Origin of the sequence: Verrucosispora sp. TAA-831 (assembly GCF_050780145.1) — a bacterium.
Lineage (GTDB): Bacteria > Actinomycetota > Actinomycetes > Mycobacteriales > Micromonosporaceae > Micromonospora.
Window position 1 is genome coordinate 1,318,206 of the sequence record NZ_CP192240.1, and the last position, 26,045, is coordinate 1,344,250.

21 protein-coding genes and 1 pseudogene are annotated in these 26,045 nt (G+C 67.1%); 17 read left to right on the forward strand and 5 right to left on the reverse strand.

Translation table 11 applies throughout. The features are described 5' to 3' along the window. Window positions 1-261: 261 nt before the first annotated feature. The 3 genes from ACQVFL_RS06030 to ACQVFL_RS06040 are packed head-to-tail and all read left to right on the forward strand — an operon-like array spanning window position 262 to window position 3,046. Window positions 262-1,185, forward strand: a complete 924-nt coding sequence (locus ACQVFL_RS06030; RefSeq protein WP_431728883.1) for a DUF2637 domain-containing protein — start codon at window positions 262-264, stop codon at window positions 1,183-1,185. After that, the gene (locus tag ACQVFL_RS06035; RefSeq protein ID WP_431728884.1) at window positions 1,182-1,580 is read left to right on the forward strand and encodes a hypothetical protein; all 399 of its coding nucleotides are present in this window, start codon (window positions 1,182-1,184) and stop codon (window positions 1,578-1,580) included. Before ACQVFL_RS06030 ends, ACQVFL_RS06035 begins: the two co-directional genes overlap by 4 nt. After that, window positions 1,577-3,046, forward strand: coding sequence for a tyrosine-type recombinase/integrase (locus ACQVFL_RS06040; protein WP_431728885.1), 1,470 nt, complete (start codon window positions 1,577-1,579; stop codon window positions 3,044-3,046). The genes ACQVFL_RS06035 and ACQVFL_RS06040 overlap by 4 nt, the downstream gene beginning before the upstream one ends. A gap of 183 nt (window positions 3,047-3,229) precedes the next feature. Here ACQVFL_RS06040 and ACQVFL_RS06045 read toward each other — a convergent pair whose 3' ends face one another. From ACQVFL_RS06045 to ACQVFL_RS06055, 3 genes are all read right to left on the reverse strand, one after another. Continuing rightward, window positions 3,230-3,817, reverse strand: a complete 588-nt coding sequence (locus ACQVFL_RS06045) for a hypothetical protein (RefSeq protein WP_431728886.1) — start codon at window positions 3,815-3,817, stop codon at window positions 3,230-3,232. Continuing rightward, window positions 3,810-4,445 carry a hypothetical protein gene (locus tag ACQVFL_RS06050; protein ID WP_431728887.1) on the reverse strand — a complete coding sequence of 212 codons (636 nt, stop codon included), beginning with the start codon at window positions 4,443-4,445 and terminating at the stop codon, window positions 3,810-3,812. Before ACQVFL_RS06050 ends, ACQVFL_RS06045 begins: the two co-directional genes overlap by 8 nt. A 243-nt stretch (window positions 4,446-4,688) precedes the next feature. After that, window positions 4,689-5,147, reverse strand: a complete 459-nt coding sequence (locus ACQVFL_RS06055) for a hypothetical protein (protein ID WP_431728888.1) — start codon at window positions 5,145-5,147, stop codon at window positions 4,689-4,691. Window positions 5,148-5,960: 813 nt separating this feature from the next. On the opposite strand from ACQVFL_RS06055, the gene ACQVFL_RS06060 reads away from it, so the two are divergent. From ACQVFL_RS06060 to ACQVFL_RS06105, 10 genes are all read left to right on the forward strand, one after another. After that, on the forward strand, window positions 5,961-8,321 hold the full coding sequence (locus ACQVFL_RS06060; RefSeq protein WP_431728889.1) for an AAA family ATPase: 2,361 nt from the start codon (window positions 5,961-5,963) through the stop codon (window positions 8,319-8,321). 90 nt (window positions 8,322-8,411) lie between these two features. Further along, a complete protein-coding gene (locus ACQVFL_RS06065) occupies window positions 8,412-9,140 on the forward strand; it encodes a hypothetical protein (RefSeq protein ID WP_431728890.1) in 729 nt (242 codons plus the stop codon). Further along, a complete protein-coding gene (locus tag ACQVFL_RS06070) occupies window positions 9,113-9,361 on the forward strand; it encodes a DUF559 domain-containing protein (RefSeq protein WP_431728891.1) in 249 nt (82 codons plus the stop codon). Before ACQVFL_RS06065 ends, ACQVFL_RS06070 begins: the two co-directional genes overlap by 28 nt. 198 nt (window positions 9,362-9,559) lie before the next feature. Next, on the forward strand, window positions 9,560-11,116 hold the full coding sequence (locus ACQVFL_RS06075) for a DUF2397 domain-containing protein (protein ID WP_431728892.1): 1,557 nt from the start codon (window positions 9,560-9,562) through the stop codon (window positions 11,114-11,116). Next, entirely contained in the window at window positions 11,113-12,303 is a 1,191-nt protein-coding gene (locus ACQVFL_RS06080; RefSeq protein WP_431728893.1) for a TIGR02678 family protein, read from the forward strand. The genes ACQVFL_RS06075 and ACQVFL_RS06080 overlap by 4 nt, the downstream gene beginning before the upstream one ends. Further along, window positions 12,303-16,622: a TIGR02680 family protein gene (locus ACQVFL_RS06085; protein ID WP_431728894.1), complete on the forward strand. Its 4,320-nt coding sequence runs from the start codon at window positions 12,303-12,305 to the stop codon at window positions 16,620-16,622. Before ACQVFL_RS06080 ends, ACQVFL_RS06085 begins: the two co-directional genes overlap by 1 nt. Continuing rightward, complete coding sequence (locus ACQVFL_RS06090; protein WP_431728895.1) at window positions 16,619-17,764, forward strand: TIGR02679 domain-containing protein; 1,146 nt, start codon at window positions 16,619-16,621, stop codon at window positions 17,762-17,764. The genes ACQVFL_RS06085 and ACQVFL_RS06090 overlap by 4 nt, the downstream gene beginning before the upstream one ends. Before the next feature lie 84 nt (window positions 17,765-17,848). Next, window positions 17,849-18,154: a helix-turn-helix domain-containing protein gene (locus ACQVFL_RS06095; protein ID WP_431728896.1), complete on the forward strand. Its 306-nt coding sequence runs from the start codon at window positions 17,849-17,851 to the stop codon at window positions 18,152-18,154. An 8-nt stretch (window positions 18,155-18,162) separates the two neighbouring features. Continuing rightward, window positions 18,163-18,315, forward strand: coding sequence for a winged helix-turn-helix domain-containing protein (locus tag ACQVFL_RS06100; protein ID WP_431728897.1), 153 nt, complete (start codon window positions 18,163-18,165; stop codon window positions 18,313-18,315). Next, the gene (locus ACQVFL_RS06105) at window positions 18,279-18,899 is read left to right on the forward strand and encodes a transposase (protein WP_431728898.1); all 621 of its coding nucleotides are present in this window, start codon (window positions 18,279-18,281) and stop codon (window positions 18,897-18,899) included. Before ACQVFL_RS06100 ends, ACQVFL_RS06105 begins: the two co-directional genes overlap by 37 nt. A gap of 111 nt (window positions 18,900-19,010) precedes the next feature. On the opposite strand, the pseudogene ACQVFL_RS06110 reads toward ACQVFL_RS06105, so the two are convergent. Continuing rightward, window positions 19,011-19,136, reverse strand: a pseudogene (locus ACQVFL_RS06110) (IS110 family transposase); the annotation flags it as partial. Between the two features lie 286 nt (window positions 19,137-19,422). Here ACQVFL_RS06110 and ACQVFL_RS06115 point away from each other — a divergent pair. From ACQVFL_RS06115 to ACQVFL_RS06130, 4 genes are all read left to right on the forward strand, one after another. Continuing rightward, entirely contained in the window at window positions 19,423-20,832 is a 1,410-nt protein-coding gene (locus ACQVFL_RS06115) for a DUF4041 domain-containing protein (protein WP_431728899.1), read from the forward strand. A gap of 1 nt (window position 20,833) precedes the next feature. Beyond that, window positions 20,834-22,834 carry an exonuclease domain-containing protein gene (locus ACQVFL_RS06120; protein ID WP_431728900.1) on the forward strand — a complete coding sequence of 667 codons (2,001 nt, stop codon included), beginning with the start codon at window positions 20,834-20,836 and terminating at the stop codon, window positions 22,832-22,834. Between the two features lie 724 nt (window positions 22,835-23,558). Then, entirely contained in the window at window positions 23,559-24,257 is a 699-nt protein-coding gene (locus ACQVFL_RS06125) for a DCL family protein (RefSeq protein WP_431728901.1), read from the forward strand. A 183-nt stretch (window positions 24,258-24,440) separates the two neighbouring features. Next, complete coding sequence (locus ACQVFL_RS06130; protein WP_431728902.1) at window positions 24,441-25,223, forward strand: transposase family protein; 783 nt, start codon at window positions 24,441-24,443, stop codon at window positions 25,221-25,223. 608 nt (window positions 25,224-25,831) lie between these two features. On the opposite strand, the gene ACQVFL_RS06135 is transcribed toward ACQVFL_RS06130, so the two are convergent. Continuing rightward, entirely contained in the window at window positions 25,832-26,038 is a 207-nt protein-coding gene (locus ACQVFL_RS06135; protein WP_431728903.1) for a DUF397 domain-containing protein, read from the reverse strand. Between the last annotated feature and the right edge of the window lie 7 nt (window positions 26,039-26,045).

The window sequence follows — 26,045 nt, forward strand, 5'->3', positions numbered from 1 at the left end:
AGGCTGCTGACAGACCGGTGATAGCACTGGCCAGCCCTGACAGCGAGCGGACGGAGGTATCGTCCCGGCCTCCGCGGGGCCGGTCCGCGGACCGGCCCCGGACCGGTCCATCCCCGGTCCTGGTCCGGCACGCCGGGACCGTCCGCCCCCTGGTCCGGTCCGCACGTACGGGCGGGCCGGGCGTGTTGGTGGTCCGGCCGGGGGAGGTGGTTGCCCACGACCGCACCCGGTGATCCGAACGCTGGTCCGGGACGGAGCCCGGTGGAGGGGTTCGTTCAGGTCGTGATCATGTTGGCGATTGGTGGGGCGGCTGGTGCGGCCAGCTTCACTCACGTCCACAACGTGGCCGCCGCTCATGGTCAGCCGGGGTGGTTGGCGTGGGCGGACGCGATCGTGCTGGAGCTGATGTCCATCGCTTCCGGTCTGGAACTGCGCCGCCGTAAGCGGGCGCAGGTGTCGGTGGTGTTTCCGGCGGCGGTGTTGGCCTGCGCGGTGGCGTTGTCGCTCGCGGCGCAGGTCGTGGAGGCCGAGCCGTCCCCGATCGGCTGGACCGCTGCGGCCGTGCCCGCGCTCGGGTTCCTGGTCATGGTCAAGATCGCCCTCGGCTACACCAACACCCCACCCCAACCCACACCAGCCCGCACGAACCCGTCCACCACCCGGCCAGTGGACCAGCCCATCGCCACCGCAAGCCAGCTTCCGGCGGACCGTACCGAGGCCCAGCCGTCCCTGCCGACCGGGGACCGGCGTCTGCCCGCGCGGACCGTCCACGACACCAGCAACGACAACCCGCACACCGGACCGGACCACCCCCGGACCGGGAGACCGGTCCGCCAGCATCGGCCGTCGCGGCGCGGACCGTCCACCCACCCCACCGACACCGACGTCCTGCTCCTCATCGCCAGGCGCGCCCAGGAGGACCTCGCCGCCGAAGGCCGGCCGCTCACCCGCGCCGCCCTGGCCACCGCGCTGCGCGCCACCGGTCACACCGTGTCCAACATTCGCGCATCCCAGCTACTGAAGATCCTCAAAGCCGACCAACCCCCACCAGCCCCACCCACCGGCCAGCAGACTCCCGAACCCGCCGGCCACAGCACCCCGCCGACAGCACCGGAACCCGCCACGCCTACCACCTCGCGTACCTCTGCACCGCATCCACCGCAGTCAGGAGACCCGACACCATGAACGCCCACACCACTCCCATCCGCGACACCCAACCGACCAGCCCATCCCCGTCTACCAACGTGCCGTGGACCGTCGAGCGGATCCGCGCGCTCGGCGCCGCCACCACCCTCCCCACCGCCGCGGCGGTCCTCGGTATCAGCCGGTCCCAGGCCTACCGCCTCGCCGCCACCGACACCTTCCCCACACCACTCATCCGCGCCGGCACCCGCATCATCGTCCCCGTCACCGGCCTCCTCCGACTCCTCCTCCTCGACAACCCCGCCCCGAACCCCCACGACGGCCGGCGACTTGATCCCGTGACGGTGTCGAGCGTGGATGCAACAACCCCGCCACCAGCGGACTACCAACGCCACCGCTGGCGGCACCACGCCGAGCACCCAGGAGACAACCCGTGAAAGGCTCCATCTTCAAACGCTGCGGCTGCCGCGACACCACGGGCCGCCGCCTGGGACGCTCCTGCCCCGATCTGCGCCGCCCCGGCGGCGGCTGGTCGCGCACCCACGGACACTGGCACTGGCAAATCGAAATCCCCGCCCGCAACGACGGCACCCGCCGCCCACTCCGCCACGGCCCCTACACCACCCAAACCGACGCCGACACCATCCTCGACCGCATCCGCGCCGCCCTCGCCGTCCCCGACCCCACCGACCCGCACGTAACCGTCAAGACCGGTGACCTCATCGAAACCGCCGTCAAGAACGGCGCACCCATCCCCACCCCCGACCAGATCCGCAGGGCGCTGCACCTGGACATCACCCCCACCGAGCTACCCACCATGGAGGCGTACCTGACTGACTGGCTCGCCGGGCGCAAGAACATCAAGGCAGGCACCCTGCGCTCCTACGAAGGGCACATCCGGCTGTATCTCATCCCGCACCTCGGCCACCTGCGCATCGACCGGCTCCGCCCCGGCCACATCGACGCCATGTACGACGCCATCGCCGAACGCAACACCACCATCTCCACCCTGCGCGCCAGCCGCGACCCCGCGAAACGCGACCAGGTCAAGAACCAGCGGATCGTCGGCCCCAGAACCATGCACGTCATCCACGCCACCCTGCGCAAAGCCCTCAACGACGCCATGCGCCGCCACCGCTACCTCGACATCAACCCCGCCCTCCTGATCGAGCTACCCCGCGCCCGACCACCCAAGCCCACCATCTGGACCGACCAACGCATCCGCACCTGGCGCGACACCGGCAAAACCCCCAGCCCCGTCATGATCTGGACCCCCGAACACACCGGACGATTCCTCGACCACACCCACGACGCCGGCGACCGCCTCTACGCCCTCTACCACCTCATCACCTTCACCGGCCTCCGCCGAGGCGAAGCCTGCGGACTGCACTGGGACGACCTCGACCTCGACGCCAAAACCCTCACCGTCCGCTGGCAACTCGTCCAACACGGCTGGGCCACCACCATCGACACCCCCAAAACCACCGACAGCGAAGCCACCATCGCCCTCGACACCGAAACCACCACCGTCCTCCGCACCCACCGCGCCCAACAGAACCGCGAACGCCTCGCTGCCGGCACCACCTGGACCAAGACCGGACTCGTCTTCACCACCCCCACCGGCGAGCGGCTCCACCCCGCCGACGTCACCGACCACTTCCACCACCTCGCCACCCAAGCCGGACTACCACCAATCCGACTCCACGACCTCCGCCACGGCGCCGCCACCATGGGCCTCGCCGCCGGCGTCCACATGAAAGTCATCTCCAACCGACTCCGCCACTCCAGCCCACACTTCACCGCCACCTTCTACGGCGACGTCCTCCCCGAACTCTCACACGCCGCAGCCGAAGCAACCGCCGCCATCGTCCCCCGACGCGGTAGCACCGCAAGGCCGGCATAGTTCGCAAGTTCACCACCTGATACTGCGTAGGGCCAGCCGGCGAAGTTCCCGGCCGGCCCTACGCAGTATCAGCGCCTTGACCTCGTCAGAGAGGAAGCCGTCGATCATCCGAGCCGTCCCCGATGGCTGCGTGCCCTGTGGTCAGGAGATCGGCCGCCCCGTCTACGTAGAGGCGGATACTGTCTACGCTGGCGTCCGGAACCGGCTCAGGCTGCGCGACTGGTCAAGCAAATCTGCGGCCAGTTGACGCGCTTCTGCGCGTGGCATCCGCTTCTGGCGGCGTATCACCTTGGTCAGGCGCTGGATCACGACATCTTCCCATCGGTCCCGGAAATCGTCGTTGGGCGTCTCGATGAGGATCTTCGGTCGGTGTGGGTCATGCTTCAGGCGGTCGCCCGGCCGCCCCGGCTGTAGGTAGAGGGCCCGGCTGTTGAGAGCGGCGTCAACGATGATGCCCTCGTGCTCGATGCTGAACAACAGGGTCGCGCGGACCTCGATCGGCCGGGTGAACTGTAGCGAGAGGGCTACCTGATCGTCGTCGCGGTCTACCTGGCCCCACCTGTATGTGACATCACCAGGTGACAGGTGATCGTGTAGTCGTACCAGTTCATCAAGGTCAGGCCGGGTGGCGGTATCTATGATGACCAGTGGCACCATCCGGCCGTCAGCGATCGGGCAGGCAATCGATCCGTCTGCGACGACGGGCACGATGTCGGCAGGATCAAGGCTCCGTCTCGTCGGACGTTTCTTGGTCGTCCGCTTTCTAATCATGACCCACCTCTCGTAGAACGGACGCGCTGACCGTCGCGGCGATACCCCGGCTGTCCTGCAGAACAGCGTCATAACGATGAATCCCCGCGCCCGCGGGGAGCAAGTTGGCAGGTAGCCGGAACGTCAGCCAACCGGCGACCGCGCCGTTGGCCTGCAGCCGCGCAGGCAGGTCCAGAGCATCCACCTCACTCGGGAACGCATCGCCGGTGGTCTCGTGGCGAACCTTGACCGTCATCGCATGACCGGACTGCAGGGTGTAGGCAATGTGCAGATCAGCGCTGAGAACGGCGGCATCACGGTCAGTGGGGTTGACCGCGAGGATCTTCATGCCGACCCACCGTGGCGCGTCCCGACAACGCCATGATGCGGAGTCATCAAGGGTGACGGTCAACCGGGCCCCTCGCCGCTCTTCCTGCTGCAAAGAAAGGGCCAACGCGCGCCGTGAAGTGTTGCGATTCGACAGCGCAACCAGCAGCGCGAACACTGCGACGACGGCTGACGCCATGGGCATCCACTGGAACCAGCCAGAGTCCGAGGAACCCGATAGCGGGGTCATAACCAGGAGCATCCGCACAGGATGCCCGACCGCCGTGCCCCACGCGATACCGGAAACAGTGGAGTCGCGCACCCCAGGCTCCAGCGGCGGATCAGCGTCGCCGTTGCCCTTCTTCGCCTCACCTCGCTACCCGAACTGGTGCCTGTAACGACCTCCTGCACGCTTCACGCCAGCGCGAGCAGCACTCTCACCTCATCGAGCACTGGTTCGCCGACCTGACCAACCGCCAACGCCCGTGGCCGCCCAACCAAAGCATCAGAGACCAGCATATTTTACCAAAATCGCTCACCCGTTCGAAGTCGACGAATCGGAAAACTAGAAGGGAGGCTCGTTTGTCGACCAGGAGTCCCTTGCGTTAGTTCGGGCCTCGAACTTCGCCTGTTCAGCGGCCCGCTGCTGCGCCCGCTCGGATCGAGTTCGGGGGATGTCCGGCATGGGCGCCTCGTCTACCGCCTCATTCCAGCAACGGTGAAAGCGTTCGATGTGGGTCAAGGGCGGGTTCCAGCGGTCGACGTCGTCGTCCTCGGTGTCCTCCGGGTCAACATCGGCTATCTCACATAACGCTAGGAAAATCATCTCGACTGTCTGCCACGCGCCTACGGATTCACCACGCAGGGCCCGGCGCACTGTCTCGTGGTTGGCCGTTCCGCGCCGCCGGTCGTCGTCCCACGCCTCGATCGTCTCAGCGATCCGCCTTGTTGTGGGGCGACGGGCCGCAACGTAGAACCTCCAGAGCATGTCGACGAACGGCTGACGTGGCTGAGGCACATCCATGGGCTTGGTCAAGCGTGGGGGCACTGGCACATCCCTTCTCAAAGTCTTGATAATTCTAGGGAATCCACACTAGGTCTAGCTTCAGCACCCGTACGGCCATCGTTTGCAGCGCCTCGTCGCAGTCGCTGCGCAGCATCGTCTCGCTACGAATAGGACCTCAAGCCGCAGGCCAGCATGGTGGTGCGGCGTCACGAAGACGTTGCCCGTGCTTGACGCCGTGGAGCACGGAAGAGGTGCGGCGTCCCGACCCCTCTGGCCCGAATGCGGATCGGCAGGGACTCGCGAGCGTAAGGAGAACCGATGCCCCGACGTCCCTCGCCTACCCGCCGACGCGCAAGCGTTATGCATGTAATGGTCATCACCCTGGTGGCCGGGGGTGTGCTTGGTCTGGTGCTGTGCTTGCCGATCGAGCGAGCCAGTCTCGTCAGCGGCATGGTTGTCTCTGTGGTGGCCAGTGCCGCCCCGTTATGGCTGAACCGCAGCGAGGGTGGCGTTGGGAAGCGGCCCACCGGCCGCAAGAACCGATGATCTTGCGAAGTCACTACTACGCGAGCAACAGCGAGGCCCGACCGACACGGCAACCCTGTGCTGGTCGCGCTGTTCAGCCGCAGCGTGATCTGGCTGTCACGTTGGAGCACGTCGTAGTTGCCGTTGACGAGGATGGCCTCGTCACGATTGCGCATTGACGCACGGTTCGGCGGTGGGGCCAACCCTGCCTGTCCACGGCCTGCGAACCCAATCGATGCTGTCGTACGCAGGCAGTACTATGGCGCACCGTCGTGCAACCTCCACTGAGCTGAGAGGGGGAGATGGATGTTCATCTCTGCTGTCTACATCCGCTTCTACCGCTCGTTCAACTACGACTACCTCCGCAAGGCGCATGAAGGCTTCTCTCCGGACCCCTGGGACCTTCTCGAGCCGCGCGAACTGCAGTACCCGTTCGTCCGGGTTTCGTTGGAAGACGGGATCACCACTGTGGTCGGCGCCAACGAGTCCGGTAAGAGCCAGCTCCTGGCCGCTGTCAAGCACGCTCTCACCGGCCTAGAAATCGAGCGCAGCGACTTCTGCCGCTACTCGCAGTTCTTCGCCGTCGACAAGTCGATGGCCTTCCCCGACTTCGGCCTGGAGTTCAAGCACTTAGACGACGACGACCGTGCCGCCGTGGCGAAAGCCGGCAGGATCAGCACCCTCCACGACAGCATCGACAGCTTCCTGCTGTTCCGCTTCAATGGCAAAGATCCCGTCCTCTACCTGCCGGAAGCGGAGGGTTGGCAGCAGGTCGCGGTGAAGGACAAGAAGACCCTGGACACCGTCCTGCCCCGCTCGTTCGAGATCGATGCCAAAGTTGCGTTGCCCGAGAGCGTGCCGATCACGTACCTGGCCGAGGCCAAGACCTCCATACAGACAGGCCCGCGCAAGGAGCGGTACGCGTTCCTGACCATGGTCATGGAGAACGCCGCCTCGCTGTTCGGGAACGCCGACACCGTGCCAACGGCCACTCCCCATCTGGTCAGCGCATTCACGGCGGCGAACACCCAGACCGTGAAACACGAACGTCAACTGGCTCTGGCCGACGACCTACTCCTCAAGGTCGCGAAGATCGACCGCATCGCCTTCAAGGAGCTCCTCAAGGCCGTCGAGGACGGCCGTGACGGGTTCGCCAACGGCATCGTGGAACAGATGAACCGGGCCTTGGCCGCATCGCTGAACTTCCCGAAATGGTGGTCACAGGACCATGAGTTCAAGCTGCTGTTGACCCTGCGCGACCAAGACTTGGTCTTCACCATCCGTGACCGCACCGGCACCGAGTACTCCGCCGACGAACGCAGCGGCGGACTCAAGTACTTCCTGAGCTACTTCGTGCAGTACCTCGCCCACGAGCCACCCAAGTCGGGCAACCCGGAGATTCTGCTTATGGACGAGCCGGACGCCTACCTGTCGAGCACCGGTCAGCAGGACCTGCTGCGCATCTTCGAGGACTTCGCCAATCCGCAGGACCCTGACCGGCAACCGTGCCAGGTGGTCTACGTGACCCATTCGCCGTTCCTGATCGACAAGAACCACGGCGAACGCATCCGCGTCCTGGAGAAAGGCGAAGGCGACGAGGGCACGCGTGTGGTCCGCAACGCCGCCCGCAACCACTACGAGCCGCTGCGCTCGGCGTTCGGGAGCTTCGTCGCCGAGACCACGTTCATCAGCAACTGCAACCTGATGCTGGAAGGAGCCTCCGACCAGGTCCTGCTTGCCGGTATGTCCGCCCGGCTCCGGCGTCAGAAGACCGCCGACATGGACAACCTCGACCTCAATACACTCACCTTGGTCCCCGCCGGATCAGCCCAGCACATTCCGTATATGCTGTACCTGGCCCGAGGCCGTGATGTCGACCGCCCGGCAGTCATCGTCCTGCTTGACAGCGACACCGCCGGAAACCAGGCGGTCAAGTCCCTGAAGAAGGGCCCGAACGGCAAGCCTGTCATCGACCCAGAGTTCATCCTGCAACTGGGAGATATTTCTGCCGACACCGTCACCAGCTCAAACCCGGCCAGCGTCATCGCCATCGAAGATCTTATCCCCGTCCCTATCGGCATCGCCGCAGTCAAGCGCTACGCCGCCGAGTTCCTCGACCCCCAGCAGGCACAGAAACTCCAGGCGCTCAAACCAAAAGACGTCAACTTCGATGATTGCAAGGGCGCCCACGACGCGCTCGAACGCGCGGCAGCAAGACTGGTCGAGGGCCTCCACCTCGACAAGGTCGGCTTAGCCCGGAGCGTGCTCGACGTCGTCCGCTACGAGGAGGCCCCCGCCCAAGCGGCGGAGACCATGGACGCCAACTTCCGTGTCCTCTTCCGAGAACTACGACGGCTCCAGCGGCGCGCACTGCGGGAAGCCACCACAGAGAAGGCCAGCGCGAAGATCAAGCGGCTCAAGCGCTCCTTCCTACTTGATCATCCCACCTGGGCCAGCCGCGAGGCCGCTCTCCTGCTGTTAGACGATATCGAGACCGGACTCGACAACTCGATCGACGCCGAGGATCTCAGGAGCCAGATCCGTAGCGTACGCCGCGACTTCACCCTTGACGACGAGCCCACCGAACCGATCCCTGACTTCCCCGGCTTCCGGGGCGCCCTCGACAAGCTGGTATACCGCGAGATCAACGAGGTCCAAGAGGCATAGCCGACGCCCGAGGGGTGAGTGAGGGCTGTGCTCATGTCGACCTTTGCCGAGCGGCTTGGTTTCGGGCGGTGACCGATCTAGTCTGCTGCGATGACCGACCGTGTCCGTCCGGTAGATCTCGTCCTTGCCATCGCCGAGACGTTGCACCAGGTTCACCATCAGGAGCTACCGGAGGTGTGTGAAAGGTACGGCTTGGAGTCCGGTAAGCCGGGCGAGGCGTATGATGGTAAGAAGTGGTATGTCCATCGACGCATCAAGTCGTGGGAGTTGCATCGCTTGGTTGTGCTGGGCGGGCGCGTTCTCGACGACTTTCGCTCGGAGGAGCTTGAGGAGCTGATGCGTCGGTGCGGCACTCGCGGCGTGACCGGCGACTTCAAGAATCTGATCTTCGCGGCGAATGGACCTAAGCCCGAAATCGTGCTCCGCGATGCGGTCAACAATCAGGTCGAGATCGTCAAGAACGCGCAATTCTGCCTGGTTTACGACCGGGTTCTACCCAACGAAGGTCTCAGCTGGGCGGCTTTGGTCCGCTGGTGGAGCGAGAGTCAGGGTCGCCCGACCGACGACCTGGTTCATCCCGGGCGTCTGCTATACGCGCGGCTCGCGGAGGCCTTGGACCCCAACTCGCCGCCGGAGCAGTTGTTTTTCAAGGAGTACTGCGCGCTGTACGGCACCCATCCGATCGACAAGATCCCGGCGCTGATTCCTCAGGTCTACCTGCACTACGACCCGTACACCGCTCGGGAACGACGGCCCCCGGGCCACTGCCACGCCAACGCATGGATTTCCTCTTGCTGCTACCTCAGAACCAGCGGGTAGTCATCGAGATCGACGGCAAGCAGCATTACTGCGATGACGAAGGGCGTCCTAGCCCTCGCAAGTACGCCGAGATGATGGCCGAGGACCGGCGGTTGCGCTTGGCTGGCTACGAGGTCTTCCGATTCGGCGCAGCAGAACTCGCCGCCGATCCTCATAGCTCGAGCACGACGGTCCGCGCCTTCATCACTGAGTTGTTCCTGCGGTATCACCTTCGCCTGTAGCCCAACCGTGTGCCGTGGTGTCGGCCACGAACGGGTCAACGCTGCGGCAGCATCGGTGACGGCCCGGTCACGCGGGGGTATGCCGCCTGGTCAAGGTGTCGGACGGTCCGCATATGCTGCGTGGCCCGGGCGGGACAGCGCTGTCGTGTGAAGCGCTCGGGCAGACGGAGATGGTCCAGCGCTGAGAGGAGTTCGCGGGTGCGGCGAACGGGTCCGGAGGAGGATGTCTTCGGCGCGGATGCCTGGCAGTTGGGCGGGATGCCCGGCGGCCTACTGCAGGCCAGCTATCTGACACCGGGCAGGTACGCCGCCCAGTACCGGGCGATTGTCGATGTGCTGCTCGCGCAGCAGCAGCACACTCTGACCGGTGTCGCCGCCACGGATCTTCCCGACCTCATCAAGGCGCACTTGGCCGCCTCGGGGGCGGACCCCGCCCTGGTCGACGAAGCCGGGTTCGACCTGCCGGCGCGGATGACAAGCCTGGAGCGGTGGGGTGTCGTCGACCGGTTCCAGGACCGAGCGCTGCGGGACGCGGACTTCATCCGAAACTTGGACCGGTACCAGCTGACCGAGATCGCTGCGCAGCTGCATCAGGCGGTCACGAGTCTCGGGCAGGATGCCGCGACGGCAGCCGCGGCCACGCTGGCGCCTGGCGTGTTGACCGCGAACCTGACGCAGCTGCGTGATCTCGCCGAATCGGATCCGGGCGAGGCGGCGAACGCCTGGTCGATCATCTTGAATACCCACCAGTCGATGGCGCGGGCCGCGGCCGGGTGGCAGGCTCGGCTGGCGTCCGCACTGGCCGGCACCCCGACGCTCGACAAAATCACGGTGGTGCAGGAGACCCTGCGCCGGTACGTCGACATGTGGGGTGCCGGCGTCGACGTGCATTCGGAGACGATCACCCGTGGGGTGAACGAACTGGGTGCGGTCTCGGACGGGGTGTGGCGGGCGGTCGCGGCCCGCATGCTCGGGCCGAGCGCGGACGACCCGGCGATCGTGGACCTGGTCGGGACGTACCGGCAGACCTTGGAGACCCTGCGCTCCTGGTTCGATGGCCCGGACTGTCAGGCCCGGCGGCTGCGGCGGCAGATGCGCGACACGATCGGTCCGCTGTTGCGTGGGCAGCGGACTCTAGCCGCAGTCGGTGGGCACATGTCGCGGCGTGCCGAGCTGCTCGCTTTGGCGGCCCGGATCGAGGCCGCTGGCGATGACGAGGCGGGCTGGCAGGTGTGGTGCAACGCGACCGGCCTGTACGCGGCCCGGCACCTGCCAGGGGTGGCACCGGCACCGGCTGGTAACCCGTCCGCGTCGTCATGGTGGGAATCCGACACGGTGCTGGTCGAAGCCCGGCTGCGTAAGCAGGGCCCGCGCGGCACGACTGGGGCGCCGGCGCGGCTGGCCGACAACACCGGCAACCGGAAAATCGCACGGGCGAACGCGGTGGCGCAGCAGTCCTTGGCGGCGCAGACCGAGGCAGCGGTCATGGCCCGCTCGGGGATGCGGTTGTCGGACTGGCCGCCGATCTCGGAGGCGGAGACCACGCTGCTGCTGCAGTTCCTGACCGCGATGCTGCGGGGCAGATCAGCGACGTCCGGGACGCGGACCGCGACAACCGGGGACGGCCGCTGGTCGTTGCGGACCGAACCGGTTCCGGGTGGTGTAGACGCGGTGATCCACACACCGGCGGGCCGGCTCGTGCACCCGGATCTGATCTTGCACATCTCCGCCACCACGACCGGGAGCATCGGATGAGCGCCAGAACGTCGGCGCAGCAGGTCGCGGCGCAGCATGCGTTCGTCGGCCTGCTCGCCCAGCCGATGATCACCCCGGCTACGAACCGGGAGTTGTTCCGGCTGGTGGTTCGCCATCAGCAGCCGCTGTCGGAGGCCGCGCGCCGGCTCGGGTACCGGATCCAGCGGGTCGGTCAGGCGGCCCGGCTGATCCGGGTACCGGTCGGCGGAACGGCGACCATTCCGCCCCGGCCGTCGGACGCCCCGTCTCGGCGGCTGCTGGCGCTGATGTGCCTGATCGCGGCGTGCTGCGAGGAAGTGTCCGGGACGGTCACTTTGCAACGGTTATCCGACATGGTCCGTGACGTGTGCGCTGCCCCTGGCGTGCAGGTGTCGCCCTACGATCCGGACATCAAGTCCGAGCGCCGGCAGTTGCGGGACGCGGCGGCGTTGCTGGCCCGCTGGGGTGTGCTGAATCGGCGGACCAGCGACGAGAGGATGTTGGAGGAGTGGACTGAGGACGGGTCCGGCCCTGGCGCCGGCTACGAAGTCGACCGGGACGCGCTCCTGCTGATGACCAGCCCGGACGTGCTCGCCGCCGCGTTGCAGCCGGAGCCGGCGGACGCGGACGCGACCCGCACGATCCGGCTACTGCGGGCCCTGGTCGAAACCCCGGCAGTGCTCTACGCCGACCTCGATCCCCCCGACGCGGACACGCTGCGCCGACACCGGTCCCGATACGCCGGCTATGTGGCGCAGATGACCGGCGGTGCGATCGAGGCCCGGCAGGAAGGGATCCTGCTGGTCCTCTACGACGGCGACGGCCGTCCGCCGACGGTCGCCGATTGGCCGCGGGCGAAAGCCGCGGACTGGGTCGCGCTGCTCGCCGCCGACCAGGCCGGCCGCGACGGCGTCCGCCATGACGACGGCACGGTCCACCTGACCCGGGTCCTGGTCGACGAGCTGATTGACGACCTGATCCGGTCACGGGGTGCGTACATGAACGACCGGCAGAAAGCCGACCCACAGGTCGTCCTCGACGACGCGCAGCGGGTCCTGACCGAGCTCGGCCTGCTGCGGGTCAACGGTGACGGCGGCTGGGTGCTTCTGCCGCCCGCCGCCCGCTACCGCGACCCGGACGTGCTCTATCCCGAAACCACCAGCCGCACCTCGTCTGCCGCTGACCTGACCGTTGTGGAGATGGCCTGATGACCGCCCTCGCCGGCCTGACCGTACCGTCACCGGGCCCGCACCTGTCCGATGCCCAGCTCGCCGGATGGCGCGACGCCGTAGCGCACGGCCGGCTGCCGGATCCGGTCCGCGGCCGGTGGCAGATTCTGCGGGCCGGGGTCATCGGTTTGTGGGAGTTCGACGTCGCCGAGTATGTGTTCGCTGACGGCCGCGCCCAGTTCGTTGGCGCGAACCAGTCCGGCAAGTCGACGCTGATGACGTTGACGACGCTGATCATGCTCGCCGGCAACCTCGAACGGCAGAACATCGACACCTTCGGTGACTCCGGCAAAGACTTCCGGTACTACGTCGAGCCGTCCGGCAATGACCAGGACCGCCGCGACGACTCCGCGACCGCGCATCGCGGCTGGGCGTGGGTCGAGTACGGCCGGATCCGTGACGAAGGCACCCCGGAGTTCTTCACCACGCTGCTGTACGCGCAAGCCAAACGGGGCGTGTCGCAGCTGACCCGCACCTGGATGATCTGCCACGGCACCGCCCGGGTCCGCGCTGGCCTCGACCTGGTGAGCGGGCAGGCGGTCACCGAACCGAAACACCTCGACGGCATCGACGGAGTCCAGGTCTTTCCCACCGGTACGCACTACCGGCGCAAGCTGACCACCGCACTGTTCGGGTTCACCGATGAAGATCGGTACGCGACCGTGCTCGAGCTGCTCAAGACCCTGCGGACCCCGCATCTAGGGCAGAAACTGAATCCGGACTGGTTCACCAACCAGATCCGCTCGGCATTGCCACCGCTGGCCCGCGACGAGATCGAAGGGCTCGCCTCTGGCTGGCAGCAGGTCGAGCAGGTCGGTGCCGACCGTACCGACGCCGAGGAGGCCCGGTCCGCGATCGTGGAATACGTCACCAAGGCGTGGCGGCCGTGGGCGGATGCCGTGCTGCGCCAGCATGCCGACGCCCTGGTCGAAGCCGACGCCGCGCTGAGCGCGGCGTCGGCGGCCGTGGACGTTGCCGCCGCGACGCTGGATCAGGCCCGGCAGGCTCTCCACGCTGAATCGACCAAGACCCAGCAGCTCACCGACGCCGCCGAGCGTAATCGCGGAGCGCATCAGCAGCTGCTGGAGTCTGCGGCGTACAAGAGCGCGACCGGCCGGGCCGAAGCTGCGACGTTCGCCCGCCGCGCGGCCAACCAAGCCGCCACCCGCGCCAATGAGGCCAAGGCGGCGCTGGTCACGCTGGGCAGCCTGCACGAGCAGGCGCTGGCCAAGCAGACCAAGGCGCAAGCGGACCTGGAGACCGCCCGCACTGGCTACCAGGCGGCGGTGTCTGCCACCGTCACCGCCGCCGGCACGGCGATGCTCGGGGACCTGGCGGCCCAGTGGGCCGTCGACGCGGATACTGCCCGGTTGGACGCGGCCGTTGCCGCTCGCAGAACTGCGGTAGCCACCCTTCGGAACCTGCTGCGGGAGACGGCCAGGCTGGCTGCAAAGTACCGCACTGCCGACGACCTGGCGAGCGCCGCAGAAGCGGACCTCGATACCCGTAACGCCGATGCGGAGTCCGCCGCCAGCAGGCTCAGCGACGCGGTACAGCAGTTGTCCGACGACATGGAACGGTGGGCCGCCTCACTTACCGGACCCGCACCGGAGCAGGCCCTTCGGCAGCGCTGGCTCGAGCAGGTCACGACGGAGTCGATCGCCGCCAGCCCCCGTCAGGTGCTGCAACAGCTACTCATACGGGACTGGCTGACCCCAGCCGTCGACCCGCGGACCACCCGAGTCGCACAGCTACGTAACGAAGCCGAACAGCAGCAGTCCGCGGCGACGGCCGCTGACCGGGAAGCCGACGAGCTGGCGATGCATGGTGACCCGATCCCGCCGGCTCCGGCTGGCTGGACTCGCCGTCCGCGGCCACCGTTTCCGTCCGCCGACGGGGCACCACTGTGGCGGCTGGTCGACCCGGCCGACGGGGTCGAGCGGGACGTGCTGGACCGGGTTGAGGCCGCCTTGACCGCCGCAGGCCTGCTCGACGCATGGGTCACCGTCGACGGCGTGTACACCGCCGGCCGCGACGGCACGGACGTGGTCGCCACGAGCCTGCCCGCAGCGACTGGGCCGGCGCTGTCGACGTTGCTCGCCCCGGCCGGCGACAGCGGCCCACTGACCGCGACGATCACGGCAATCCTCGACGGGATTGGGTTCACCCCGGCCGGACAGCCGCACGCCAGCGCTGTCGCGGTTGCCGTCGACGGCCGCTGGCAGACCCCGACCGCCGCCGGACAAGCAGGCCCGGCCGAACACGGCGCCGAACTGATCGGGGCCGCCGCTCGCGCGGCCGCCCGGCAACGCCGGATCACCGAGCTGCGCGAGCTGGCCGAGCAGCACCGCGCCCGAGCCGATGACGCGAACCAGGCCGCGGACACCCTGATCGATGAGATCGCCGCGCTGAGGGCCTCGGCAGAGCATGCACCGTCAGACAGCAACACGGTCGCCGCCGCATTGGCGTTGACGGCCGCCAACCGCGAACGTGACACCGCCCAGCGCAAGCACATGGCCCTGGCCGGCAAAGCCGACGCCGCCCGCCAGGTGTGGGAGACCGCAACTGCGGACGCGACCACCCATGCACTCGAACACCGGCTGCCGAACTCCGACGAGCACCTCGACGCCGTCACCACAGCGCTCGACGATGCCGCAGCCGCGACCGGCCAGCTCCGGCTCGCCGTCCAGGGCCGCGACACCGCCGAGCAGGCCAGCGTGGCAGCGGAATCGAAGACCACCGAGTCCAAAGCCCAACTTGACGCCGGCGTTGAGGCGAAACGGAAGGCAACGGCCGAGGCAGCACTGCTCGACGAGCGGGCCACCGAGGCGGAGAAGGCTGTCGGGCGCGGCGACGAGGAGTTGTTCGACCGGGCCGCCGAACTCGATCGTGAGGCCGACGCTCTCAGATCGGCGATCGCCGACTCCCACCGTGACGGTCTCGCCCTGGCCGGGGCCGCCGCGACCGCGAAGAGTGACTGGGAACAACGCTGCCGGCAGCAGACCATAGCCGAACAGGATCGCGCCACCGCCGCCTTCAGCTGGTGGATTCCGGTCGACGCAGGGCTCGCCGCAGCCCGCAACCTACCCGAGCCGTGTGGGCGCACCGTCGACGACGCGTTACAGCAGTCCCGCACCGCGATCGCCAACCTTCGGCCGGCGAACTGGCCGGCGACGCGCACCGGACGCGAGGACCGGGTCCGGCAGGTGACAGCCCGGCTGTTCGCCGGCCCCTACACCGAGCTGCAGACCAGCCTTGAAGCCAAAGGCGGCCGCGCCGTGCACGCCGCCGAAGCCGACGACGCCCGGCCACTACCGGAGATCACCATGGTGGTGGAAGCCTCCGGCAAGCAACTCACCCCGGCCGCGGCGATCGCGCACCTCGACGACCAGATCGCGAAGCTGTCCGCCACCCACGACGAGAAACTGCACCAGATGTACGCGCAGATTCTGTCATCGACCTTCATCAACCACCTGCGCGACCGTCTCAAGCGTGTCCTGAGCCTGTTGAGCACCGTCAACGACGTCCTCGAACGGCACCCGACCGGAGCGAACCGAACCACGCTTCGGCTGCGCCGGCATCCCCGCAACGAACAGCAGGCCGGCTACAAGATCTTGCGCGCTCTGGAGTCCGGTAGCTTCGAATCCGACGCTGCACAGGAGCAACTGCAGGCTTTCCTCATCGAACGGCTCCAGCAGGTTCAGGAATCCGGCCTGCCCAGCGTCGACGACTGGACCGACCGTCTCGCCACCCTGCTCGACTACCGTGATTGGTTCGACATCGTGTGCGAGTTTCGGGTTGGGGCCGCCCCCGACCCGAAATGGAAACCGCTGACGAAACAGGTCCACGCTGTCGACTCCGGCGGCGGCAAGGTCGTCACCTTGATGCAGCCGTTGCTGGCCACCCTCGTCGCCCTGTACTCCGACAACCCGGCGGGGCCCCGCCCGCTGTGGCTCGACGAAGCGTTCGAAGGCGTCGACACCAACAACCGGGCGATCATGCTGCGGATGCTGTGCGACTTCGACCTCGACTTCCTGCTCGCCGGCCCCGGTGCCCTCGTCGCCGCGGCCCAGGTCCCCGCCGCCGCGATCTGGACCATCACGCGGGCACCGGCGCCGCTGCCCGGCGTCGACTTGTCCCTGATGCTGTGGGCCGGGAACACCCTGCAGATCGTGCCGGTCGCCGACACCGCCGCGCCGCTGCTGGCCACCCCGCGACCAGCCGAACAGGACGGACCGGACCTACTCTCCACGCTCACCGCCGAAGCCGCGGCCACCGGCAGCCAGGAGATGCGGTGAGCGCGGCCGCGGACCGCTGGGCTTCTCTTTCCGGCCCGGCGAAAGTCCTTACCGCCGCCCGAGAGTTACTGGAGAACGGCAAGACCGGACCCGGCGTCACCCTCCGGGTCACCCTTAACGTGGCTGAACGCGACCAGGTTGGACGGATCCTCGGTATGGCCTGGGAAGCCTCCAGAGCTCCGGTCACCCTCGGCCGGCTACGCAAAGCCCTGCACGGCCTGGACGACACCCTGGAAGACCTCCTCGTCCGGCTCGGCGGTCCACTCGACGACCGGCTCGCCAAGCGCGAACTTGCTCGGCAAGCCGCCCGCGACCATCTCGACAACGCCTACGCCGTCCTGACCAGTGCGGGCATCCCGGAGCATGCGGTCGCACTCGCGCGCACCCGACGCTGGCTCGAGCACACCAACCTCGATCTGGCCGACAGCCGCGCCCAGGCTCTAGCCACGCTCTGGCAGCACCTGCCCGCTGCGGATCGTCCGTTGCCGGAACTCGCGAACTCGCTTTTCGGCAATCCGCACCATCTCGACCGCGACGCCGACATCGGCCGGCTCGCCGCTCGTCTGCTCGCCGCTGCACACACCACGGACCTCGGCGCCGCTGCGGCCGCGGCCGGTACCGCGTTGAGCGCCGACGCTTGGCGACAGTTGTGGGCGAGCGTCGGCGTCAGCTGCGACGAAGTCTCGGCGACCGTCCTCGTCCTCAACCTCCCTCTGGCAGGCTCCGCCGCCGCAGCGGCAATCACCGCCGCAGCCGCCGCGACCGGTGAACCAGTCTGGCTGACCGCCCGGTCACTGCGCCGCGCGTGGGAACCCGGACCCGGCCTTCACACCGTCCGGGTGTGCGAGAACCCGGTCGTGGTCGAAACCGCAGCGGCACGGCTAGGCCCCCACGCTCTGCCGCTGATCTGCGTGTACGGGCGCCCGTCGATCGCGGCATGGCTGCTACTGGAGGGTCTGGCCGCCGCCGGAGTCCGTCTGCTGATGACCTGTGACCGTGACACGGCCGGGCAGCAGTTCCTTTCGGAACTCCTGTGCCTGCCCGGCGCGGTTGAATGGCTGGCCGAGGCAGAAGGCGTCTACGAGGAATCGAGGCTACCGAACCTGCTGGCCGACCTAACCCTGCACCGCTACAGATCTTGAATGGTCAGGTTCGTCCGATGTGGTCTGTGTGACGGCTTGGGGCTGGGGTAGATCCGTGGGATGAGGTATCCCGATGGAGGTGGGTTGTCCGCGCGGGGGCGGGCGAAGCGTGAGGCGGTACGACGGCAGGCGGCCGGGTGGTTCGCCGAGGATGTGTCGGTGCCGGAGATCGCGCGTCGGCTGCGGGTGTCGCAGACCGCGGTGGACGGCTGGCGCAAGCGGTGGCGGGCTGGTGATGAGCGGGCTCTGGCGTCGAAGGGGCTGGTGGGTCTCGGTGCCGTCTGGATTATGGTCGGTTGCGGCGGCTGGCCGATGCCCTGGATGAGCGTCCGGCGGCGTACGGGTTCGGTAGTGATCAGCGGTGGCCCCTGGCGCGGGTGTCGGACCTGATCGCTCGGATGTTCCGTACCCGGTACACGCTGCGCGGGACGGCGAACATCTTGTACCGGTTGGGCTGGTCGGTGCAGGTTCCTGCGCATCGTGCGGTGGAGCGGGACGAGGCCGCGATCATCACGTGGCGGCGGGAGACGTGGCCGGCGGGAAAACGGTAGCGGCGCAGCGGCAGGCGTGGCTGGTCTTCGAGGACGAGGCCGGTCAAACGCTGCGCCCACCGAGGGCACGCACCTGGGGACGACGCGGGAACACCCCGGTGGTTCCGGTATCGGGCAAGGGCTCCGGCCGCGTCTCGATCGCCGGGCTGACCTGTTACCGACCCGGGCAGCGGTCCCGGTTCATCTACCGCACGATCACCCATCGCGGTCGCAAGAACGAGCGCCGCAGCTTCAGCGAACGCGACTACATCACCCTGCTGGACGCCGCCCACCAGCAACTCGGCGGCCCGATCGTGTGCGTCTGGGACAACCTGAACACCCACGTCTCCGCCGCCATGCGGCAGATGATCGACGCCCGGGACTGGCTAACCGTGATCCGGCTACCCGCCTACGCCCCGGACCTGAACCCCACCGAGGCGGTGTGGTCCCACCTCAAACGCAGCATCGGCAACCTCGCCGTGACTGGCGTCGATCACCTCCTCGCGATCATCAAGAACCGGCTCAAGAGCATCCAGTACCGCACCGACCTGCTCGACAGCTTCCTTGCTCACACCGGACTGACCCTCGAACCCAACACAACCTGACCATTCAAGATCTGTAGCAGGCACTTGACCAGGTGTCCAGTTCAGGATGAAAGGCACGCTGCTGTAGCGGCTGCTATCGGGGTACGGCTTGGGCTATCCGCGTGGGGTTCGTCAAGCAGCGATCGGCGTGGTCGGGCGGGGCTGGTAGGGAATCTTGTCGCAGACCATGGCGAACAGGAGGTCGAAGCGGTGTCGGGCGAGGTAGATGAGGGCGGCGTTGTGGCATTTGCCTTCGGCCTCTTAGGAACGCCGGTGGTGAACTGCCAATTTCTGTCGGCAACCAGACTGAAGTCCTCGCTCGGGTATCCGTGGTTGGCTGGATGGTTGCTCTGCTGATCTGAGTCGTCGATGTCCGGTCAGCGGCTACGGCGCTACTTTCGTCGGGCAGTCATGATGCCTGGGGAGAGCAATGGGATATCGCTTCAACGCGCCGCCGAACTGGCCGACGCCGCCTGCTGGGTGGATGCCGCCTACGGGTTGGACTCCGGATCCTGCCTGGGGCCCTCCTCCGTCGGGGTGGCAGTTGTGGATTCCGGACTTGCCGGCTCCGGCACCGGTGGCACCCGTTACGGCCGCCGCGCAGGCCGCTGGCGCTCCTGCCGTCGTCCCGCCACAGCGCAATGGGAGTCCGGACATTCCTTTGTTCGGTGCTCGGGGCAAGGCGCGCGAACTGGCCGTGGAGAACGCGCAGCTCCGCAGCGAGCTGGACCAGTTGCGCGTCGAGCGGACGGGCTTACGGGCGGAGATGTCCCGGCTCGGTGTGCTGTCAGCGATGGAGTTGGAGCAGCACCGAGACCGGCTGACCCGTGAGGTTGCCGACCTGACAGCCAAGGGCGAAGCGCGGAAGGTCGAGCTCGATCGGCATCTGCGCGAGCTCCGGCAGCAGATTGTGGTTACTGAGGAGACGGCACTGCTGCAGGAAGCCGGTGTCTACCAGTATCGACATCCCCTGTCGGACGCGGTCGCCTATCAGAGCCAGCTCAGCCGGCTTCAGGACCAGATCAAGGCGATGACCAAGAAAGACGGGGGCGCGGTCAAGGCCGCCACCGGATGGACGGTCAACGGCTCGGCCGCCGAGGGGCGGGTCATGGTCCGGGATTTCTCCAAGCTGATGCTCCGTGCCTACAACGCCGAGGCAGACAATCTCGTGCGCGGGTTGAAGCCGTACAAGCTCGACTCGGCTGTGGACCGGCTGGGGAAGGTGACGGTCACCATTGCCAAGCTCGGTAAGACGATGCAGATCCGGATTGCCGGAGAGTACCACCGCCTGCGGGTCAAGGAGTTGGAGCTCACCGCCGATTACCAGGAGAAGTTGGCCGAGGAGAAGGAGCGGGACCGGGAGGAGAAGGCCCGGCTGCGCGAGGAGCGACGCGCGCAGCAGGAGATCGAACGCGAACGCACCCGGCTCGACAAGGAACGCCAGCACTACGCCAACGCCCTGGCCGCTTTGCAGGCCAAGGGCGATGCCGATGGGGCCGCCCAGATGCAGGACCGGTTGGCCCAGATCGACACCGCGATCCAGGACGTGGATCATCGGGCCGCCAACGTCCGGGCGGGCTACGTGTACGTGATCTCCAACCTTGGCGCGTTCGGCGAGAAGATGGTCAAGGTCGGCATGACCCGTCGCCTGGACCCGCTAGATCGGGTGCGCGAACTCAGTGACGCCTCGGTCCCCTTCAACTTCGATGTGCACGCCCTGTTCTTCTCCGACGACGCTGTCGGTATTGAGGCGCAGATGCACGCACGGCTGGCTGACCGGCGGGTCAACCTGGTCAACCACCGTCGTGAGTTCTTCTACGCCACGCCGGAGGAAGCCAAGGAACACCTGCTGGCGTTGACCGGAAGCCTGCTGCAGTACGAGGAGGTCCCGGAAGCCCTCGAGTACCGGCAGAGCCTCACCCAGGCCCAGGAACAGCCGGTCACGATCACATGACATGCAGAGGTTGGACGGCGGGCACCCGCTGAGCCGGTGGGTCAACGGATTAGTCGCGTCCGCAGCCGTTCTGACAACTGTCACCAGCAACGGTCGCCGGCCAGCCGCCTTCACCATGATCAACTGGGATAGTCGAGATGGAGAGATTCGTATGTCGTCGGTCGGACTGTTCGCCTACGGGTCAGCGGGCGGACGTGCAGGTGTCGACCTGGGTGAGGTGCCGTTCGTGGTAGTGGACGTGGAGACGACCGGGTTGTCGACGACGTCCGACCGGATTGTGGAGATCGCCCTGGTTCGCGTCGAAGGAGGCCGGGTGGTCGACGAGTGGGCCACCCTCGTGGACCCCGGCCGAGACCCCGGACCAACCTTCATCCATCACATCACTGCGGACATGCTGTCCGGAGCGCCCACGTTCGCCGACGCGGCGGGCGAGATCCTGTCGAGGCTCGACGGTGCCGTGGCGGTGGCGCACAACGCCCGCTTCGAGGAGGGATTCATCGCGCAGGAGTTCGCCCGGGTCGGCATCAGCACCTCCCCCCTGCCGGCGGTGTGCACCCAGCGGCTGGCCCGACAGGTCCTGGCCGCGCCGAACTTCCAGCTCGTTTCCTGCTGCACCGTGTGCGGTATCGAGTTGCACGACGCCCACACCGCTCTCGGTGACACCCGGGCAACCGCTCAGCTCCTCATCAGGCTCCTGGCGAACGCGCCCGCCCTGCGGTTCCCGTCCGCCCCTGCCCCGCTGCCGCGGTATCCGCGCCTCGCTCAACCCCGTACCCGGGTCACCGGCCTACGCAAGGGTACGGACGGCTGGATCCATTCGCTGCTGGGGAAACTGCCTTACTCCACCGGCGACGCCGAGCCCGCCGCTACCGAGGCGTACCTCTCTGCCGTCGGAAGCGCGCTCAGCGACGGCAAACTGACCGGAGTCGAAGCCAAGGTGCTGGCGCGACTGGCCGGACAGGCCGGCATGGGCGCCCAGCAGGTACGGGCCCTGCACCACCGCTACCTCGACGGACTGCGGGACGCCGCACTCGCTGATGACATCCTGACCAGCACCGAGTACCGACAGCTCGTTACCGCCGCACGACTTCTCGGGGAACCGGACTACTTCGCGGACCTCACCGCGCCAGGGGGAGAGACCACGGACCACACCCTGGCCGTCAAGCAGAAGGGACAACGCGTCTGGTGCAGCCCATCCGTGGCTGCCGATGTCCGTGACCGCCTCACCCAGGCCGGCTTCGTCGTAGCGCTGAACCTGACCCGCAACGTCGTCACCGCCGTTGTCGCCACCGCTGACCAGGACACCACGAAGGTCGCGCGAGCACGCGAACTCTCCATACCGATCCGCTCCGATCTGGCCCTCGACGACATGCTGGGGACCGTCGCCACGTCTTCCTCGCCATCGCAGCAGCCCGACACCACAACCGTCGAGGGCGTCGAACCGACCGAGCCCCGCATCGAGCCGACTCCGGTCGCTGTGGCGTCCGTGCCCACTCAACGAATTCCGCAGGTCATCGCTGGCTGGTACCTGGACCCGTCAGGGCGTTGGACCTATCGCTTCTGGGACGGCCAACACTGGACCGAGAAGGTCAGCGCCGGGGACGGCCGCACGTGGTCGGACAGCACCGGCCTGCCGCTGTGGTGTATACCCACGACGGATGGCCTGGTCGACGGCCATCAGCCACACAGCCTCACGGACCAGATCATGACGACGCAGAAGACCGACGTCCACGCGGCACTGCTCCTGACCGTCCGATGCATCGACGCGGTGGAAAACGACTCACGTACAAACGGATACGGGGTGGCTCCCTGGTACTACGAAAGGGCCGCCATCATCTTCGCCCGGCTGGGCGACCCCGCCGCCGAAGTTGCCGTGCTCGAACGATTCGCCCGACAGACACATGCTCCAGGGGCCACGCCTGCCCGACTCCTCGATCGCCTTCGCAGACGGCGCCAGGGCACCGCCACTGCACCCAGCAATCATCCCGATGGCAGCGCTTGAACCCGAGCCGGCCAGCGCTCTTGATCCTCGCCCACCTGCCTTCGGCGACACCAACTCTCGGTTGGCCGCCGAGTCCGAGCCGTGACCGGTCGCAACCCGGGCCGGATCGTCCACCATTTATGCGCGACCCCGCTGCCCAGAATCCTGCTCACCTACCTGGCCGCCGCAGGCTGAAACCAACGACCAGACCGGCGCAGAAACCGCGGGCACCGCGTCAGTGCAGTAGCGACCGATGACCTCGATCTTCGTGCTGAAGGATGCTGACGAGAAGGTGGTGCCCGACCGCCGTGCGGCTACTGCTGAGCGCGGCACGCGCCTGTCAGCAGCGGGCTGACACCTTGCACGAAATTCCGACCCGTGTGCATGAAACCGCCCCAGGCCCGGACGCACCCCGGCAACCGCGACGACCGGGTACTCAACACGATGGCCGTGTCCAGGCCCGCCGGCAGATCTGGGGCGATTGTGTGCTCGCCGGTTGAGCATGGGGGTCACGTCGCTGACCACGTCCGCGCCCTTGGGCTGCTGCCGACCCACCTGCGAGACATGGTGTTCCGGTCTATGCGCAGGTGGCCTTGACGCGTGGAGTTGTTCGAATCGGCGTCATGGCCGCGGCGGCTCTACCTGCCAACATCGCAGAAACATGAACGATCCTCGTATCTTACCGAGTCGTCGACCAGCTACAAACGCCCTACGCTGTTTCATCTGCCCACCGCAAGGAGACCCCATGGCGAAACCCCTCACCATCGGCGCCCGACACTTCAAAACCAAGAAGGCCGCCGAAGACGCCTGCCGATCAATCCTCTACGGCTACCCACAGGGCAGCATCGTCACCGACCCCGACCACCGTCAGTTCCTCGACGACCTTCTCCTCCGCCACCACGACCCCGTCGGCAAGATTGGATGCGGGGTATTGAGGTACGAGGTTCGACAGAACCCGGCCTACCCCAGCCAAACCAGCTTCTACCTCGTCCGTGTCGACGGTACCGAAACCGACTTCTCCTTCATCCGCTGCATCACCCCCACCAGCCAGCGGTACTCGGCCCTCGAAGCAATGCGACAAGCCATCGCCCCGCAGGTCATCGCAGTCGTCGAACGCGCCTTCGCCAAGCAGAGAACGGCGACCTGCGCCCTCACCGGTATCCCGCTCGGGTCACGGCAAGAGGCCCACGTCGACCACGCGCAACCGACCTTCTTGGACCTTGCTGCAGCCTTCGCCGAGAACGTTGGCGGATGGGACATGGTGCAGGTCGCCAGCGGCGACGGGGTCATCGGGACCCAGATGGCTGACGACCGGCAGCGGGAAGCATGGTGTGCTTTTCATGCCGAGCGCGCCAACCTGCGGGTGGTGTCGATCCAGGCGAACCTGTCGTTGCTGCGGCGTGGTCAAAGACGCGCCACGGGCGGCGTCGAAGATCAGGCATGACATTTGCAGCGTTACAAGAATCGTGACAAAATGCAGTACAAGCAGTTGCTGGGTCAGTCAGCCATTTTCATCGTGACAGGCCTGGTCACGGTGGGTGTGGTGGAGGCAGGTGTCGACATAGGACGAGGCTCCCGGTAAGACAGCAGTCGACCAAGATCCGATGCCCCAACCGGGAGCCTCGCTGTGCTGTCTTACCCGTCTGCGGTCGCGCTGTCCAGCCGCACCCTGAACCACCTTGCCGACCTCGTCCGCGCCGAACGCACCCGCCGCCGAGGTCGGTGGTGGCGTCTCGACGCCGACCGGCAGGCCCTACTCGCCCTGGCCCATCTCCGCAACGGCGACACCATCGCTCGTCTGGCCTGCGGCTTCGCGATCAGCGTCACCACGGCCTGGCGATACGTCCGGGAAGCCATCGACCTGCTCGCGGCACACGCCCAGGACCTGAACGCGGCCATCCGGCACATCGGCCGGCTCGCGTACGCGATTCTCGACGGCACCCTCATCCCCATCGACCGGATCGCGGATCAGCGGCCGTACTACTCCGGGAAACATAAGCGCCACGGAGTGAACGTCCAGGTCATCGCCGACTGCGCCGGACGTCTGATCTGGGCGTCGCCTGCCCTGCCTGGTGCGGCACATGACCTGACCGCCGCCCGCACCAACGGCCTGATCGAGGCGCTGAACAGAGCGAACGTGATGACCTTCGCCGACAAGGCGTACCAGGGCGCCGGCGGCAGCATCCGCACCCCGTTCAAGCGGCACCGTCACCGGCCCCGACTGTCCCGCCGGCAGAAGACCGTCAACCGCCACCACGCCAAGATCCGGGCCGTCGGCGAACGCGCCGTCGCCACCCTCAAAGGCTGGAAAGTCCTGACCAAACTCCGCTGCTGCCCCCGACGCGCCACCGCGATCGTCCAAGCCATCCTCGCCCTACATCACGTCCAGACCAGCCGAAACCCAGGATGAAAAGAGCTCAGTATGAGTGCCGGATCTTCGAGGAACCACAACCCGCCCGTACCCAGCCCTCGCAGCCCGGCAAGCAGTGAGTGATGCACCATGGCAGCTCCATCCACGGGCGGGCGTTGGTGCTCGACGGGTGCTCGGGCGCCGTGGACGGAGCCATGGTCGGTTGGACTGACTGGGACGTTGGCCCGACTGAATCAAGCCACAACCGCGAACAGGTGGACTCACGCGACTTGGTGGGACGTAACGACTCGATCAAGACCAGTCTCTTAATCCGCGGGTTCGGGGTTCGAGTCCCTGGCGGCGCACCAGCAGCAAGGCTCTGACCAGGGGTTTCACCCTAGGTCAGGGCCTTTCTCGTTTTCGCGTCGGTGGCCCGGTGCTCGGTGGGTGCTCGGGAGCCGTTGGACGGTTCCGGCTTCCGCTGGACGGGTGGAGTGGTGGTGGACGTCCGGGCCGGTTCGGTGAGGGGGTCTGGTGTCCGGTGCTTGATGCTCTCAAGGGCGAGCGCGGGCATTCAGCAGACCCGAAGGGGTGCCCCGAGGCGGACACCCCGTGGGTGCCACACGAGCGTGCACCCATGCCAAGATCGATACCCTCGGGCACGCTGTTTAGCCTCGATCGAACTCCCGATCCTTGGCTCCCTCGATGAAGGCCACCCACTCTCGAGACATGAACACCAATGCTGGTCCCGACGGGTCTTTGCTGTCACGCAGTGCAACTGCGTTGTTGAGCTGAGCGAATTCCACGCAGTTGCCGTTTGCGCCGCTGCGGGTGCTCGTCCGCCACGTCACGGCACCCAGATCTGGAGCGTTCACCTTTCCC

What these genes read in the sequence shown, in the direction of transcription:
- ACQVFL_RS06035 (WP_431728884.1), top strand. Translation starts at nt 1,182, where the DNA reads ATGAACGCCCACACCACTCCCATCCGCGACACCCAACCGACCAGCCCA.
- ACQVFL_RS06045 (WP_431728886.1), bottom strand. Translation starts at nt 3,817, where the DNA reads ATGATTAGAAAGCGGACGACCAAGAAACGTCCGACGAGACGGAGCCTT.
- ACQVFL_RS06055 (WP_431728888.1), bottom strand. Translation starts at nt 5,147, where the DNA reads ATGGATGTGCCTCAGCCACGTCAGCCGTTCGTCGACATGCTCTGGAGG.
- ACQVFL_RS06060 (WP_431728889.1), top strand. Translation starts at nt 5,961, where the DNA reads ATGTTCATCTCTGCTGTCTACATCCGCTTCTACCGCTCGTTCAACTAC.
- ACQVFL_RS06065 (WP_431728890.1), top strand. Translation starts at nt 8,412, where the DNA reads ATGACCGACCGTGTCCGTCCGGTAGATCTCGTCCTTGCCATCGCCGAG.
- ACQVFL_RS06080 (WP_431728893.1), top strand. Translation starts at nt 11,113, where the DNA reads ATGAGCGCCAGAACGTCGGCGCAGCAGGTCGCGGCGCAGCATGCGTTC.
- ACQVFL_RS06085 (WP_431728894.1), top strand. Translation starts at nt 12,303, where the DNA reads ATGACCGCCCTCGCCGGCCTGACCGTACCGTCACCGGGCCCGCACCTG.
- ACQVFL_RS06100 (WP_431728897.1), top strand. Translation starts at nt 18,163, where the DNA reads ATGTTCCGTACCCGGTACACGCTGCGCGGGACGGCGAACATCTTGTAC.
- ACQVFL_RS06120 (WP_431728900.1), top strand. Translation starts at nt 20,834, where the DNA reads ATGCAGAGGTTGGACGGCGGGCACCCGCTGAGCCGGTGGGTCAACGGA.
- ACQVFL_RS06125 (WP_431728901.1), top strand. Translation starts at nt 23,559, where the DNA reads ATGGCGAAACCCCTCACCATCGGCGCCCGACACTTCAAAACCAAGAAG.